The sequence below is a fragment of the Kordia algicida OT-1 genome, from assembly GCF_000154725.1.
Lineage (GTDB): Bacteria > Bacteroidota > Bacteroidia > Flavobacteriales > Flavobacteriaceae > Kordia > Kordia algicida.
In genome coordinates this window covers 3,945,245-3,961,743 of record NZ_DS544873.1, presented here as the reverse complement: position 1 = coordinate 3,961,743, position 16,499 = coordinate 3,945,245, and the positions used below count along the sequence as shown (strand labels likewise).

Annotated in this window: 14 protein-coding genes; 9 read left to right on the top strand and 5 right to left on the bottom strand. The window is 32.8% G+C overall.

The genetic code is table 11. From position 1 onward, the window contains the following. Positions 1-364 precede the first annotated feature (364 nt). The gene (locus tag KAOT1_RS16955) at positions 365-4,114 is read right to left on the bottom strand and encodes a S8 family serine peptidase (protein WP_007096101.1); all 3,750 of its coding nucleotides are present in this window, start codon (positions 4,112-4,114) and stop codon (positions 365-367) included. Between the two features lie 364 nt (positions 4,115-4,478). Here KAOT1_RS16955 and KAOT1_RS16950 point away from each other — a divergent pair, with 364 nt between their 5' ends. The 3 genes from KAOT1_RS16950 (at position 4,479) to KAOT1_RS16940 (ending at position 8,116) form a co-directional block, all read left to right on the top strand. Continuing rightward, on the top strand, positions 4,479-6,149 hold the full coding sequence (locus KAOT1_RS16950; protein ID WP_007096100.1) for an ABC transporter ATP-binding protein: 1,671 nt from the start codon (positions 4,479-4,481) through the stop codon (positions 6,147-6,149). Positions 6,150-6,259: 110 nt separating this feature from the next. Continuing rightward, positions 6,260-6,451, top strand: coding sequence for a hypothetical protein (locus KAOT1_RS16945; protein ID WP_007096099.1), 192 nt, complete (start codon positions 6,260-6,262; stop codon positions 6,449-6,451). Between the two features lie 105 nt (positions 6,452-6,556). Then, on the top strand, positions 6,557-8,116 hold the full coding sequence (locus KAOT1_RS16940) for a class I SAM-dependent methyltransferase (protein WP_007096098.1): 1,560 nt from the start codon (positions 6,557-6,559) through the stop codon (positions 8,114-8,116). An 80-nt stretch (positions 8,117-8,196) separates the two neighbouring features. On the opposite strand, the gene KAOT1_RS16935 is transcribed toward KAOT1_RS16940, so the two are convergent. The 4 genes from KAOT1_RS16935 to KAOT1_RS16920 form a co-directional block, all read right to left on the bottom strand. Next, entirely contained in the window at positions 8,197-8,709 is a 513-nt protein-coding gene (locus KAOT1_RS16935) for a hypothetical protein (protein ID WP_007096097.1), read from the bottom strand. 13 nt (positions 8,710-8,722) lie between these two features. Next, positions 8,723-10,408: a S8 family peptidase gene (locus tag KAOT1_RS16930; protein ID WP_007096096.1), complete on the bottom strand. Its 1,686-nt coding sequence runs from the start codon at positions 10,406-10,408 to the stop codon at positions 8,723-8,725. Positions 10,409-10,480: 72 nt separating this feature from the next. Next, the gene (locus tag KAOT1_RS16925; protein WP_007096095.1) at positions 10,481-10,696 is read right to left on the bottom strand and encodes a hypothetical protein; all 216 of its coding nucleotides are present in this window, start codon (positions 10,694-10,696) and stop codon (positions 10,481-10,483) included. 127 nt (positions 10,697-10,823) lie between these two features. Next, positions 10,824-12,527: a helix-turn-helix domain-containing protein gene (locus KAOT1_RS16920; RefSeq protein WP_007096094.1), complete on the bottom strand. Its 1,704-nt coding sequence runs from the start codon at positions 12,525-12,527 to the stop codon at positions 10,824-10,826. A 451-nt stretch (positions 12,528-12,978) separates the two neighbouring features. Here KAOT1_RS16920 and KAOT1_RS16915 point away from each other — a divergent pair, with 451 nt between their 5' ends. The 6 genes from KAOT1_RS16915 to KAOT1_RS16895 all read left to right on the top strand — a co-directional run bounded on the left by KAOT1_RS16915 (position 12,979) and on the right by KAOT1_RS16895 (position 16,483). Then, positions 12,979-13,911 carry a hypothetical protein gene (locus tag KAOT1_RS16915; RefSeq protein ID WP_007096093.1) on the top strand — a complete coding sequence of 311 codons (933 nt, stop codon included), beginning with the start codon at positions 12,979-12,981 and terminating at the stop codon, positions 13,909-13,911. Between the two features lie 11 nt (positions 13,912-13,922). Further along, the gene (locus tag KAOT1_RS23695) at positions 13,923-14,048 is read left to right on the top strand and encodes a hypothetical protein (protein WP_007096092.1); all 126 of its coding nucleotides are present in this window, start codon (positions 13,923-13,925) and stop codon (positions 14,046-14,048) included. Between the two features lie 178 nt (positions 14,049-14,226). Beyond that, the gene (locus KAOT1_RS16910) at positions 14,227-14,712 is read left to right on the top strand and encodes a hypothetical protein (RefSeq protein ID WP_157560163.1); all 486 of its coding nucleotides are present in this window, start codon (positions 14,227-14,229) and stop codon (positions 14,710-14,712) included. 20 nt (positions 14,713-14,732) lie between these two features. After that, the gene (locus KAOT1_RS16905) at positions 14,733-14,918 is read left to right on the top strand and encodes a hypothetical protein (RefSeq protein WP_007096090.1); all 186 of its coding nucleotides are present in this window, start codon (positions 14,733-14,735) and stop codon (positions 14,916-14,918) included. Positions 14,919-15,078: 160 nt separating this feature from the next. Next, positions 15,079-15,807, top strand: coding sequence for a helix-turn-helix domain-containing protein (locus KAOT1_RS16900; RefSeq protein ID WP_007096089.1), 729 nt, complete (start codon positions 15,079-15,081; stop codon positions 15,805-15,807). A 175-nt stretch (positions 15,808-15,982) separates the two neighbouring features. After that, a complete protein-coding gene (locus KAOT1_RS16895) occupies positions 15,983-16,483 on the top strand; it encodes a hypothetical protein (RefSeq protein WP_007096088.1) in 501 nt (166 codons plus the stop codon). The last annotated feature ends 16 nt before the right edge of the window (positions 16,484-16,499 follow it).

The window sequence follows — 16,499 nt, the reverse complement described above, 5'->3', positions numbered from 1 at the left end:
AGATTCTACAAGAGATATTGAGCTTGTATAAGTCTCTGTATTGCAATCAAAAGAATAGGTTTTATTGGAATCTACAATTAAAAAACAATGATCGCACTCTGCAATGTCATCATCTGAGAAGGCATGAGAAACTGAATGTGCCACTCCTAGTTTTATCATGATAAAAATGATAAGCAGGAATGCACTCTGTATTTTAAGTATGTTCGATTTCTGGATCACACTTCAAAACTAAGTAAAATATCTTTACAAAAGTGTTAATGGCTTATCTTCCGAAAAAAATACCGCAATATTAACCTAAAAAAACCCAAGCACATATATGCGCTTGGGCTTTTTAACACTCTAAATTTACTAGTTATTCTGGGTATTATTGTTTTACAAATTTCTTAGTCACTGTTTTTGATCCAGCTTGTACTTGAATCATGTATACACCTGCTCTTAGAGTAGATACATTTACAGTTCCTGAAACTATTTTTCCTTTAGCAACTTCTTGTCCCATCATGTTTACGATGGCATAACTTGCGTTGTCTTGCATTGTTCTTACATTCAATCGATCTCCTTTTACAGGATTTGGATAGATTTGAATTTCAAAAGATGATAATAATGTGTCATCGTTTGTAGTTACATAATAGTCAGTAGAAGTTGTTGTCGTACCTGTTAAACAGAAATTCGTTGTATCAGACGACGTGAATGATCCTCCAGAAGCTAGTGTTGCGCCTGTGTCATCATTTGTTAACGTAAACGAACCATTTCCATACGTACAGCAAATTCCGTCACCATACGTGTCTGTAATTGTGAAATCATAACATCCGTCATCTAAACATCCAACATCAATATTTAATGTAGATCCATCTGCTTGAGAACCGTACGTTCCGCCTGAAGCAACTACTGTTCCGCCACTATTTGTGATTTCCCAGCTTGTTTCTTCTGGATAATTATCAAAAGTAATTGATAGAGATACATTAGAACAAGATGGTCCACTTCCGCCACTTGTTGTTAAACTTACATCATCTATTGCAATATCTGCTTGCCAAGTAGCTCCTGTAATTCTGTTGAAACGTAATTGTACCGTTCCACCAACATACGCTGCTAAATCTATACTTGCCGTTTGCCAAGAGTTTCCTTTGTTTCCAGTTTCACTCCATAAAGATGTCCATGTAGCACCATCGTCGTCACTTGCTTCAACTGAAATACTTCCCATATCTGCTGCGCCATACATGTGGTAACCAAATGCAAATGTAGCTTGTGTTTCTCCGCTTAAGTCAAAGCATGGAGAGTTTAAAATTGCTTGTTTTGTTGGATATCCTGTTCCATTTCCAGAGGCTTCAACAAAGATATAGTATGATCCTTCTGTTGCTGAACTTGGCCCTGTGTTGCTTGAAGGTGTTCCTGATGCATCAACGGTCCAGTTAATATCATCTGCTGTAGATTGTGTCCACGCACCCAAAGTATTTTCAAATCCTTCACTGTATGGGAAAGATGATACTTGTCCTGCACAGCTTCCTGAGCTAGCTGCATTTACATTTACCGTACGAGAAACTTGCGTTGCTGCGTTTCCTGCGGCATCACTTACATTATAGTTTAATGTATATGTTCCTTCAACAGAAGTGTTTACAGAACCTGTCACTACAATACTTGACGTTAAGTTTCCATCAACATTGTCTGTTGCTGTTGCGCCTGGATCGGTAAACGAATCACCTACAGTTAGATTGATCGTTGCTGCGCCGTTTAATGTAATTACGGGTGCTACCGTATCTGCTACACCTGCACTGATGTTTACAGTATAATCTTCAACCTCTCCATACGAGAACGACTCACACGATGTTGGAACACCATTGTATTTCATAGAAACACGCATACGTGTAGCACCATTAGTTGCCGAAGTTGGTACCGTAAATGAACCGCTTACAGGTGTTGTTTGTGTCGCTGCTTGTGTCCACACTTGCTCACCTGCATCTGTAAAATCACCATCTTGGTTATAGTCAATCCAAACGCTATAGCCTTCGCTATACGTAGTTCCTGTCCACGTTGGCGTCACTGTTATTGTATATGTCTGATTTTTTGTTAACGATGTAGATTCTGAAGTGAAATCAGCATATCCACCAGTCGCAGCTCCAGAGCTATTATCTAAAGTTGCCAACTGTACTCTACTGATATATTCGTCAGCCACACTATTTCCATTTGAAGCACAATAATTTAGCTGGAATTCTGTAGTTGTAAAGTTTATAGAAGCACTGTAAGAAGAATTTCCACTTGTACATTTACTACGCACTTGCACTTCATATTGAGTTGTTGCTGACAATCCTGTCAATGTTGTAGATGTTCCAGAAACAGGGTTTGTTATCCACGTACTAGTTCCTACTTGACGGTATCGCACATCATACGTAGCGCTTGGAACTGCTGTCCATGAAACCGTTGCTTCGGCATCTGTAACTCCTGAAGTAGCAACTCCTGTTGGCGTAGTTGCATTACAAACCACTGGTGTTCCTGTCAATCCTGTTACAATTAGTGAGAAGTCTTGACTTCCACCGACTAAAGAGCCTTTATGTGTTACTGTAATTGTGTATGTTCCTGAAGCTCCAGAAACGTCTACTCTTTCGTAAGGATCTACGGTATTGTCTCCTTTTCCATTTGTTGTAACACCCGTTAATCTCCACGGATTGTAAGTTGTTCCTCCTTTTGTTACTCTAATATCTAAGTCATTCACCAATACTGCCGTAGAGGAATTTGTAGCCGTAGTTGCTGTTCCTGCACGATCTGTCCACGAAATTGAAGCTAATAATGGATTTACTCCATCAGAATCTACAGTAATTGTGTATGATTGTCCGGATGTTAATGTCAATTGTTCAATTCTAGATTCGTTTCCATTGTTAGAGATAGCTTCTGCTGCACGCTTTGCATTCATTAATCCCCAACCAAAAACAGCATCTGGACCATTAGATCCTGCATCATCTGCAGTGTGTAAAACAATACCTTTTATGGTAGCTGCTCTCGCGAAAGAACCATTGGTATTGTTATAGTGTTGTTGTAATAATAATACAGAACCTGCTACATTTGGTGATGCCATTGATGTTCCGGTAATAGAATTATAAGCGGTATCGCTGTTTTGATAAGTAGAGTATACGCCTGTTCCGTTTCCTGTAATATCTGGTTTGATACGATAATCATCCGTTGGACCTTCACTACTAGAGCTATTGATAGATACAGAAACTAAGTTTCCACTTCCGTCAATACTAGCATCTTGTGCGTTGGCAACAACTAAGTTATTCTTAGAAGTTGAATGCCCTGTTAATTTATCATAAGAGCTATTTCCTGCTAAAGGACTTCCATTGTACCCATTTTGATTTCCATCATTTCCTGCGGCAACTACCATTAAAAAGTTTGGTGCGTTAAACATAATTTCATCCCAATCACGAGATTCTGTAATGTATGCTCCAAAGTAATAATCAGGTACTAAATCTCCTCTAAAACCATAGGAGTGGTTGGAAACCAACATTCCGCTTGATGCTTCCGAAGTTGCTTCTGCCAAATCACTATTCCAGTCATATCCTACTGCACTTGCGTGTGGCGCCATTCCTTTAGCATCTGCCACAACTCCAGAAGCCATAATGGTTCCTGTAACGTGTGCAGAGTGATAGTTTAGAGCTCCAGAATCTCCTGTAGAGAAACGATTGTTTCCTCCTGCCCCATCATATTCTTGGTGTGTTGCTCTTGCAACTCCTCCATCCCAAACATGGGCGGTCATATTCTGCCCCATAAGGTTCAGTCCTAATCCACCTCCAGAATTCAAGAAATTTGTTCTTGTTGATCTTGCAGCATCTACATTAAATGTGGTGTAGTAAATTGGTGTTCCGTCTGGAGTAACTTTTTGAATTTCGATTAGTGTTCCATCAGCTAGTGTTTTTCTAATGTCCCAACCGTTTTGCCGAGCTAGTCGAATTGCATTCTGCTTTTCTTGTGCTTGCGCTGCGGTAAATTTGTTTTGTAATGCTTCTAGTGCTTGAACATCATATTGGCTCACAATTTTTTGCTTTTCAGCGTCTGTTTGTCCAAATGAAGTTTGCGCAAAAAACATACCGAAGGCAAGCAAGCCTAAAGAAAGGTACTTTTTTTTCATTGGTGTTAATTTTTGGTTGTTAATAAGGTTAATAATTATTTAATGAAGTAACTCTGTAGTTTGCATTTAATAGTTAGGTTCATGATATACTATATGCATAAATTCTAATGAAATTTTGAGTTTTTTTCATTGAAACGAATCAAAAGTGTTAATTTTTTATTAATATTTTAAGAATTTATGTAAATTTTCGATGAATTACATATTTTTTTAAGAATTTCCTACATTTTGTGTTTTTTAAACGCATAAACGATGTTTATACCTTACTTTTTTTATAGAAAAAAATAGAAATAAAAATGTTTTTTTGAACTAATTTTAACGCTGCTTTTTTTGAGCAAAACTCAATTTGTTTGTGTACATTTGAGTAATGCAAACACTACTCGATATACAAAACCTCAGCATTTCTTTTAAAGATAATGAAGTTATTCATGGAATTTCCTATTCCGTATCCTCTAATGAAATTCTGGGTATAGTTGGTGAGTCTGGTAGTGGAAAATCCGTTTCTTCATTAGCTGTTTTAGGCTTGTTACCGAATAAAAATGTCACTATTACTGGGGAAATCCTTTATAAGGATCAAAATTTAGTTTCACTTTCTAATAAGGAGTTTCAACGCTTACGCGGAAATGAAATTTCCATGATTTTTCAAGAACCTATGAGTTCTTTAAATCCTTCTATGACCTGCGGGAAACAGGTAGAAGAAGTATTGTTACAACACAAATTTTGCACAAAAAAAGAGGTGAAAGCAACTGTTTTGTCATTGTTTGAAAAGGTAAAGTTACCACGTGTTGCCCAAATGTACAGCTCATACCCACATCAGTTGAGTGGCGGACAAAAACAACGTGTTATGATTGCGATGGCAATTGCTTGTAAACCCAAGTTATTGATTGCTGACGAACCCACGACAGCATTGGACGTAACGGTTCAGAAGGAAATTATTTTGTTATTGAAAGAGCTACAACAAGAGACTAAAATGGGCATTATTTTTATTTCGCACGATTTGTCTTTGGTCAGTGAAATTGCCGATAAAATTGTAGTGATGTATCAAGGCAATATTGTAGAACATGGCAAAACTTCCAAGCTGTTTTTACATCCTGAACACGAATACACCAAAGCGTTATTGCAGTCAAAACCTTCGTTAGATGTTCGATTGAAAAAGCTACCGACGATTCAAGATGTGTTGGCAGGCACCGTTTCGCAGCAAGTAGTTTCTGCCGAGGAACGAAAACGTCATCATGAGTCCATTTACGCGAAAGCGCCTTTGCTGGAGGTAAAGAACGTATCAAAGTCGTTTTTTAGCAGCGCAGGCATTTTTGGTACATCTACGGAAGTGAAAGCAGTAAACGACGTAAGTTTTTCGTTATATGAAGGCGAAACGCTCGGTTTGGTGGGCGAATCTGGTTGTGGAAAATCTACGTTAGGCAATACAATTTTGCAATTGCACAAAGCAACAGAAGGCGAGATTTTGTACAAAGGACAAGACATTACGAAGTTGTCTAAACGTGAGATCCGAAGTTTGCGCAAAGAGATTCAGATTATTTTTCAAGATCCTTTTGCTTCATTGAATCCGCGAATTCCCATTGGAACTGCCATTTTGGAACCGATGAAAGTACACGGTTTGTACACAAACGACACCGAACGTAAGGAAAAAGTACTCGAATTGCTAGAGCGTGTTGGATTGGACGCTTCGTATTATGGACGCTATCCGCATGAGTTTTCTGGCGGACAGCGACAACGAATTGGAATTGCGCGCACCATTGCGTTGCAACCAAAGTTGATTATTTGTGATGAATCGGTTTCTGCGTTGGATATTTCGGTTCAGGCACAAGTACTGAATTTGCTAAACGAACTGAAAGATAATTTTGGCTTTACGTATATTTTTATTTCGCATGATTTGGCGGTTGTGAAGTATATTTCCGACCAATTATTGGTAATGAATGCTGGACAGATTGAAGAATTGGGCGAAGCAGATGCTATTTATGCAAATCCGAAATCTTCTTACACACAAAAGCTCATTGACGCGATTCCGAAAGGGATTTAGTTTTACTTTTTTCTATTACAACAACTCAAAACAACTTTTCAGAAACTCAGTCTTGTACACTACTTTTGTAGCATTTAATTTTATGATACACACATAAATAACGTTATATCATGAAGAAACAAACATTAAAAAATTTATCGTTACACAAAAAAACGATTTCTAGTTTAGAGGGATTACAAAAAGTACATGGAGGAGACGATTCTTTTTGGCCAGAAACCGTAAAGTTTTGCCCTATTCCTCCAGAGCCAGAACCTCTTCCACCAACTAAATTTCCAGGAGACGTATGTGATATACCAACTTAGTATATAAATTTTAGCATATAAGCTTTTTTTAAAAGAACTGAAGATACGAATTCTTCAGTTCTTTTTCTTTTAACTGCATTTTAAAATTCTGTATCTTTAAGAGATATGAACTTAACCAGAGAAGAAAAACGGGCATTTAGATCACTTTTATTTAAACATCAAGATGGCATTGCCATTACCGCGAGTATTGCTGTGTTGGAACGCCATGCCGTTTTTGATTTTTTAGCTTCTGAAAAATCAACTTCTCTTTCCTTTCTTCTTGAAAAGTTTCCACAATTTCACTCAGGATATTTAAATGTTGCTTTGCGTAGTTTGTCCTCGCAAGGAATTTTGAATTATGAGGTAACGCAAGAAGCTGTTCGCATTGAAACTACCGCAAAGTTTATTGCCTTTCAGCGACACATTACACATTACGTATATTTTGAAGCGTTGTTTCATCATTATTATGAACTTTTTAAAAGTCCTTTTAAATTTTCATCGTTGAGAACAGATTATTTGCTTGCGTTTGCTGCTTATTTGGCAAATGCGAAGAAAGCCTTGCAAACTGATGCATATTTTAAGGTAGAGATTGCTGTGCATTTGGAAGGAGTTTTGCTAGCGCCGATGTTGGTATATTTGGGATATCACGGTGATTTAGAAAATATTGAAACCGTTCGTTTTTTGAAAGATGAGTCGCTTCAAAAAGTGTTGCGCTTGCTAGATTTGTATGATGATAATGGACTTACTAAAAAAGGAAAATTTTTGTTTGCTAAGAGTTATGCGTACGGTGTTACTACTTCGTACATTCCTATTATGAACCATATGGAAACGTATTTGACTGGAGATTTTTTACCGTTTTTTAAGCAAGATCATTTAGGAAATGAACAGCACGTGTTTCGTGGTATGAATGTTTGGGGAAGTGGCGGCAGTCATGCAACTTATTTTAATAAGTTTGATGCTGTTTTGGTCGATATTTTTAACAAACCACTTGCCGAACAACCGAAAGGAATTATTGATGTTGGTTGTGGAAATGGCGCATTGCTAGAGCATATTTTTGATTTAATTTGGAATAAAACCCAACGCAAAGATGACTTAAGCAACAATAAATTAATTTTGATTGGTGCTGATTATAATAAGGAAGCGTTGTTGAGTACGAAACGAAATTTAGAGAAAGCGAATGTTTGGGCGGAAGTTGTTTGGGGCGATATTGGAAATCCTGCGGAAATTGATAGGAAGCTACAAGAATTGTACAATGTAAAGTTGGGAGAATTACTGAATGTGCGTTCTTTTTTAGATCATAACCGACCGTTTAATGTACCTAAAGCTTCGTATACGGGGAATTTATTGTCAACAGGAGCATTTGCACATCGTGGAAAGCAATTGCATAATAGTGACGTTGCGCAGAGCTTGGTAGAACACTTTGAAAAGTGGAAACCGTATATTCAACATCATGGTTTGTTGTTTATTGAATTGCATACCGTTTCTCCAGATACTGTTGCGATGAATTTAGGCAGAACACCTTGTACGGCGTATGATGTGACACATGGTTTTTCCGATCAGTATATTGTAGAGTTGGATGTGTTTTTGGAAGCGATTTCAAAAGCGGGAATTACGATTGACCCAACACATTCCTATTGTTTTCCGAGTGATGAAATTGCTACAATTAGTATTCATTTGGTGCGGTAGTTAATATCGTTGCGAGATAAAATTACTTGGATAAAATTTTGAATACATTTATGTCAAGCTCTCGTTAATTACAAGTTTAACTACGGAGCTTCCTTGAGTGTACCTTCGTAATATTTACTTTCTGTATAGATATTAATTCCTAGTAAATTCCACTTTAATATTCCTGTAGCCTGATACGTTATTTCTCCAGTTTTATTTTTATTAATCACAACTGCACCTGATTTCCATTGAAACCCTGATGTAAAACCACTTCTAGTTGCATATCCGCTTAATAGGGTGGCTTTATCGGTTTCTTCCAAATACCGTGCGTGTAGTGATATATGAAAAGCGCTATTTTTTTCCAATCGTTTGTTTATTGATATTATTTTATCACGATCTTTTTGATCTATTTTCGTTTTTGAAACGTACCTATTGTCGTTAACATCAATTTCCTTAAAGCTCAACATACCGATAACGCCAATTACAAATAGTACAATAATAGCATTGCCGTATTTGTTGTCAAATAATTTTTTTCCTTTGGAGAATAGCGTTAATACTAATGCCCAAAACAGGATGACTAATGCCGTATTTATGAGTGTCCAAATTATATACATGATAACTTTTTAATTATTTACGTTTTTTCTTTTTCTTCTTTTTAGAGACTTCTTCCGCCATGAGTAGTGCATTGTAAGCATTGACTATTTTTCCTGATTTTGATAGGGAGCTGAAAGGGACTTTATTATCATCTTTCTCTTTACCTTCAGGACTAGGTTTGTAAACCATTATATTTTTGGAAATTCCCGATTTTAAAATTATATTTTTTACCTCTATGACATTTAAATTAGGAAAGTATGATCTGATCAAAGCAACAACACCCGATACAATAGCACATGAAAGAGACGATCCTGAATCAGTATCAACACCATTCCAAGTAAGAACTTTTATATCTTCTCCAGGAGCAAAAATGTCAACTGTTTTTTTTCCATAGTTTGTATAATTTGAGATTAATTCGTTTGAATAGTTTGAAGAACCAACTGCAATGAAATTATTTAAAATTTCATTTTTATTTTCATCCATGTCATTAGGATAATAATAATTTTTTTTATCATCTAAATTTAATCCTTCATTTCCTGCCGCTGATACTATTAAAACATCCTTTTTCTCAGCGTATTTTATTGCATCACTGATCCATTTTTCATTTATTGAAAATTCTTTTCCAATACTCATATTGATAATTTTCGCACCATTATTAACTGCATATCTTATAGCTAATGCAATATCCTTATCATTTTCATTTCCATAACTAGAAATTATTATTGGCATAATTTTTATATTATCTACAATTCCAATAATTCCATCTTCGTTATCTCTGTTTGCGGCAATGATCCCTGCTACTTTTGTTCCATGATCCATTTTTGCATTTCCAAAGACATTATTGTTACCATATATAGAATCATTTATATCATTTAAATCGTCGTTAGTTAGCCTATCAAAATGTTCTATATTATAAGTTTTCTCTATATTATTCTTATGAATATTAAGAATTTGATTTATTCTTTTTTCATCAATTCCATTTTTAATTAAATATCGGGTACTTGCTAATTTTTGCTTAATTATTGTATCAGTATTTTTTTTATATAAAGAATCTAGTTCTTCTAGTGTAAAATCTTTTTTATTAAATAATACATTCATTGTATCTTTGAGTTTTAAGTACCTTTCTTTAAATCCTTGAAAATATTCGAGATTTAATTTTGCTTCTTCAATTTTCTCCTTTTGGTATTTTTCGGCTCTTTTATATAATCTATAGACTTTTAAGTCCTTAGACTCTATATTTGACTCATCTAAATTTTTGAAGTGTTTGTATTTTTTAAGTATTCTTACTGCTGTACTTTTGTGATGTATGGTGGGATCATTTTTTTTTGTTCCCAAAAAATTCCAACCATTTATGTCATCTACATATCCATTTTTATCATCATCGATGTTATTGTTTGGTATTTCATCCGTATTTATCCAAATTTTATTTTTTAAGTCTCTATGGTTAATATTTACTTCTAGGTCAATGATTGCAACTATTATTTCCATCCCTTTTTTCCCTTCTATAAAATCATAAGCTAATTCAGAACTAATACCAAAAATTGTATCTTTTGAAAAACTTTTATGTTGCCAATTTTTAATCTCATCTTCTGTTAAATTCACTCTTTTTTCAATGATTTTAGAATTATTAACAGAGGTTTCTGGTCTAAAAGACTGAGATTTACATGACGTTGAAAGTAAAAGCATTATTGATAGAATAATTAAATTATATATTTTCATTGACATTGTTAGTTATATTGAAAAATGGGTAAATTAATTAATTTACCCATTAAATTAATAAGTTATTTATTTTTAACAAATATTGGGTGTAGTTGTGAAACATTGTACTTTTACGGAAGTAGACTTTGTCTTTCCTGCACCACCACAACCACAAGTATCATGATTAGTAGCATCACAGTCAGTTGTTTCACAATTTGCGTCAGTGTTTCCTCCATATATGTTATAAACTGAATTATTTAAATTAGACACTTTGGTAATTAATAACTTTAATTTTCTTTGTTTCTTCATAATTTTGTTCTTTAATTTTTGTTTGATGTAAATTTATGGTATTCATCATCAGAATTGATCGTTTTTTCCAACTACATCCCTATTTTCCGTGAAAATAGGTCATTTTTATTTATTTTATTAATGATTATCAGTGATTTATATTTTTTATAAAATATGATGTGTGAATTCCTGTGAATTTATAAAAAGCTCTAGAATAAGATTCACTATTAGAAAAACCTGCTTCATCAGCTATTGCTTTAACAGTGTACTTTCTAAAGTTTCTATTCTCTTTAAGTTCCTTCACTACATATTCGATTCTCAAACTGTTTATATAATTACGAAAGTTATTTTCTTTATGTTTATTAATGATTTTTGACAAATATTTAGAATTTGTGTCGCACTTTTTAGCTACTAAATTTAATGTAATACCTTTTTGTAAAAAGCCCTTTTCTCCTTCAAAACTTTTTAATTTATTTAATATACTATTAATAGTTTCTTCGTTTAAGTCTAAATCAGAAATAGGTTCGTTGTCAACTCTAGTTTCCTCTTCACTAGATATAGGTGTATCTGTCAGCTTCATTAATTCAAGAAACTTCTTTTTATATTTTTTTCTTTTTTTATAATTGTAAATCAATATAGTAGATAAACCTAATAATAGTGTAATTAGAATATAAATATTTCTTCTAGATTTGTTTCCAAATTCTTCTGATCTTTTAAGTTTTGATTCTAAAAAATCCTTTTCAATTAAAAGGTTTTTAGTATCAAATTCCTCATGTATTGAAGTGCTTATATTACGATATCTGTTGTTTAAAATACTGTCTATATGTAGCAATTTTTTCACATAAAATAATTGATTCTCAGAATCATTATTTTTTTCGTAATAGCGTATTAGGGATTCATAAGATTTCCGTGTTTCAGGGTAAGCATATCCAGTTTCATCAAAAATACTATCTACTTTTTTGAAATATGATATCATTTTTTCCTCATTACTTTGTATCTCATTTATTTTCCCTAAATAATGATATGCTATAGCAAGATTAGGAAAATCTTCAATTTCAGCAAGGTATGGGATGGATTTTAGTAAACTATCTTTAGATTCTCTGTACATTTTCTGAAAAAACTTATTATTACCTTCAATATAAGTAAACATTAAATGAGAAGAGTCATTTAATTTTTTTGCAAATTTATACCCTTTTGTTGAATATTTTGTCGCTGAGTCATGTAGCTTAATATTTGTGTAAGCAGTCGAAAATGCGTAGAGGGTTTCCGAGAAGTCTTGTTTTCTTGTTTTGTCTCTTCCATTGGCTAAATCATATTTTAGGCATTCTTCAAATAATTGTATAGCCTCTTCATTTTTCCCAATATCTACTTTTAAAATACCTATATTGAAAATAATTTTATAGTAGATTCCTTCTTTTTCAGTAACATAAGATTTAGCTTTTAAGAAATCATATGAAGCCTCTTCATCTTTTCCTGAGTAATAATGTAAGCTACCTCTATAAAAATAACTTTCTGCCAATAAATCTTTTAGGTTGTATCTTTCAGAAATTGCAATGCTACTATCTAAATATTTCTTTCCATTTACTATGTCATTAAAATACGTTGCATACAATCTAATATAGCTGTTTGCAATGGCTCTGTTATCTTTAACAATTGTAGCTTTATGAAGTGTAAACTGTGCAATATCTCTTGCTATCGAAGAATTACCACTATTTTCATAGAAGATATCTTTTAATTCTGCAAAGCTTTTATTTGACAATGTATCTATTTTAATAGTAACAGAATTTTGTTGCCCCATTACCAAAATAAAAGAAAAAAGAAAAAAAATATTATAATAAATTTTACCAAACATTAAATTTTACATTTTATAATATGGACAAAACTCCAATTTCACCCTATTTTCTGAGAAAATAGGGTGAAATTGATTTCTCTATACCTATTTTTAAGGCACTGAATATCAAAATATTATATATTTTTTTGAGTAAAATTCACTGAAAATAGGTTGTTATTATTTGCTTTACCTTACTATTAAGAACTAATTTTACATCATCAAAAAAATCTAACAACTAAAATATATTATAAATTTTAATTGAAAGAAAAGTTTTAATAAAAAAAGCTTCCGCTACAGCGAAAGCCTTTTGAGTAAACAAATAAACATTTGCCTACAATCTGCAAATCAAAGATAGGTATTTTTTAATACACATCGCAGCAAATGTTTGTTAAAGTGTCACTATTCACTTTAAAAAACAGTCGTGGAAACCGAAAAACGAACGAGTAGGTGTATTTTAAAAATTAATAAAATAATGAAAAACGGAATTAAAAGGATTGGAAAAGGATTGTTCGCTATCTTTATGATTAAACTAACACTATTATCAGGTGTCCTCATTTTTCAGGCTTGTCAAACTGATAGCACTTTTGAAGATGAAAATGATAAAGAATTAAAAAGTAGTTTTATTGAGGCATTGAATGAATCAAGTGAAAAATTACGAGAAATTAACATTATAAAAAGTAATTATAAAGGAGATAAAAAAGGAAATGATTTATCAAAGGAAAATACAGATGAAATCCTTACTTTTAAGATGTGTTTATTATTAAATCAAGATGATTCAAACGGTTCTTCAAATACAGGTGTTATTGATGCGACTGATGTTGATACGATAGGAGAAGTAATCGACTTAGGGAACGATTCAGGAACACGCCCTGTGGTAGTTGATGACAATGAAGGTAATGTGGCGAATGACCCTGTAGCATTTGGATTTAGCATGTGTTTTGATATACCACAAGAACCAACTGTTGAGGCTATGGATCCAGCAATTCAGGCTGCTCGAAATTTTCTATTATCAAGAGAATTAACTGAAACTGATATTGTAGAAGCATTAGATGGTGCCGATGAATCAGCAATGATTCCTCTAGTTCACGCAATATTAGTTGTAGAAGCTGAAGCTGAAGGATTAGTATATAATGATGAATTAGAGCTTATGTCTTCTATGTTTGGTGTACAAACTGCTAATGCACAAAATTGGGGTATAATTAGCGGATGTGCAATATCAACGCTAGGTTTAGATTCTCTTGCAGATTTAAGAGATGCTTTAGATGGTAAAAAAGTAAAAGGGAGAGCTTTAAAAAAGGCTTTCAAGAAAGTAGCAAAAAAGTTTGTCGCAGGTCTAACAGGTTGGGGAACTATTTTATTAGTTGCAGAATTTGGAATTTGTGTCGCGGCGGGACATGCATTATAAAAATAAATTTAATGGAAAATTATAAAGGTTTACTAATCGGAATTTTAGCGTTAATTGTATTTAGATATACAGTAGGTAGTTTCCTGAGGAGAAAAATTAAAGAAAGAAAAGAAGAAAAGAAGAAAAAAGATCATTAAAAAGTATTTCTCTATAAGTTTCTTGAAAATCAAGCTTATATGAGCAAAGCCTGCTGTAGGCATTAGGAATTTCAACCGAATATAGTTATTGCTATTGACATAAGATGCATTATAACTATGGAAATTAATAAATATGATGGTGCTGACGGTAATTCAGATATAATTAAATAAGTGTCAAATGAAAAAGAGAATTTTAATGATAACAATTGCATTGTTAGTATTTATTTCAAGCTATAATTGCAGTTCTAATAGAAAAGTAATTAATGGGAAAACAATATCAACTGTTGCCTCCAATAATACTGATTTACTAAAATCAAAATTGAAGCTAACTGACAAACAACTTGAAAAAATTTTAAAAAATGATTCTGTTAAAAATCAAGTTATTCTATCACTTAAAGATTCTCTTTCTCCTAATTTAATTAGAAAACATTTAGATCCTTATATAGCTGGAAAATATAGTACGAAACAAACTTGTGTTTTATTAAAATTACAAACACGCTTCAAAGGTGATTCCTTCGAACTCAATAACATGACAAAAACTACTAATTCTCCTAAGTTTAATTCAATGGAAGATTTAGAAAAGTATATCAAACAAACAGATTCACTACTTGGTAGATCAATTAAGATTAAGAAAAATGACTCTATCAAAAAGAAGAAAAATTAATACTCTAAAACCAACAAATCATGGAGTCAGCAAATAATATCGACGCATTTGGAGTTTTCGCTGGAATCTTTCAGATATTTACATTAGTTTTTATCTTATTTGTAATTGTTTTGGGAATTGTATTAGCAATTAAACTAATAAAACTGATGAACTCACAAACACGTTTAAACAACGAGCGCATAAAAAAGTTACAAAACGATCACTAAACAGATTGATCTTGCTTGAAATTTATTCAAAACTTCAAGCATAAATAACAATCACTTTTTTTTATGATTACCCTAAAAGCCATGCTTACATAAGCATAGCCAGCTATCGGCATGGCTTTTTTAAAAATAAAAATATTAAAAAAACACAACACATTTCACCATGAAACTTATACAAAATCTCATACTAATTCTAGGCTTTAGCATCTTATTTGTATGTAATACACAAGCAAGTGAGCCTGTTCGGAAGGATAGTAATCATGCTTATTTAACTACTGTTTCATACCAAAAATTAGATAGTCTACAAATACAAAATAAACAACAAGAACTCATTGTTGCCTTAACACAAAAACAACAAGAATTTGAAATTAGATATTATACCTTAGCAGGTATTACATTGTTTTTAGTACTATTATTTGGTGTGCTGTGCTTTTTTAATAAACGTGGTGATAAACGACTCGAAAAAATTGTTTCCCTTTTAGAAAAATATCAAAACAAAGAGAAAAAGGATTCTGAAAAAACAACAAACAATCAACTTGATATTGATGAAACTATCATTTCTGAAATTCTTGAAAACCTAAGAGTTTTTGAGCAAGAAAAAGGATTCTTAACGTCTAAAATTACACTACACGAATTCGCCAAAAAAATACAGACAAACACAAAATATTTATCGAAAGTTATCAATACCTATAAGTCAAAATCATTTAGAAATTATATCAATGATTTACGTGTTGAACACAGTATAAATTCCCTTCAAAATAATCTGCATTTTAGAAAGTATACCGTAAGTGCTATTGCAAAAGAAGCAGGTTTTAGCACAAGTGAATCCTTTACAAAAGCCTTTAGAAAACGAACAGGTGAAACCGTTACAGAATTTGTGTCAAAGTTGTAATAAGTTGTTGACGATGCATGATAAAAAATTAAAATATAGTTTGAGGTTGGGTAAAATAGTGATGTTCTAATGTATTGAATATCTGCTGTTTTTAAAATTGATAAAGCGGTAAGGGTTATAGCTGGCTACGCCGCTTTGTCTTTTTTTATATAACTTTAAATTTTAAAATCACATTATGAAATATCTCTTTTTATTTATCTGTAGTGCATTCTTTTTTGCTTGCGCCATCAAACCTACTCAATATAAAGTGACTGGCGATCTTACTTTTAAATCAGTTTCACTCACCAACTATCATGTTGCTACAGAAGCACAATATCAAGATGTTGTTAAAAGAATAGATGCTGCGCTTGCCAATCCTGAAAAATATAAGAATAGCATGGAATTGGTTCGATTCTTGGCAGATATGGAAAAACATAAAATTTCAACAGCAGCAGAAATATTCTTATATGTCGATACAGATAGTATTATGAGAGTTTACCTAAGCGAAAAAGCATATGAAAAAATAAAGCATTTTAATTATAGAGATTTACAAAGAGAACAAAAGAAAGTAGTGCTACAATTAGATATTATTCAAAAGGAAAAATATCTATTTTATGCAGAAGACATTATCAGTGTCAAAAAAGTAGATGGTGTTTCTAAGATTAACGGACGCGCTATGAAATTTATCTCAAATTAAAAGAAATAAAAAAACT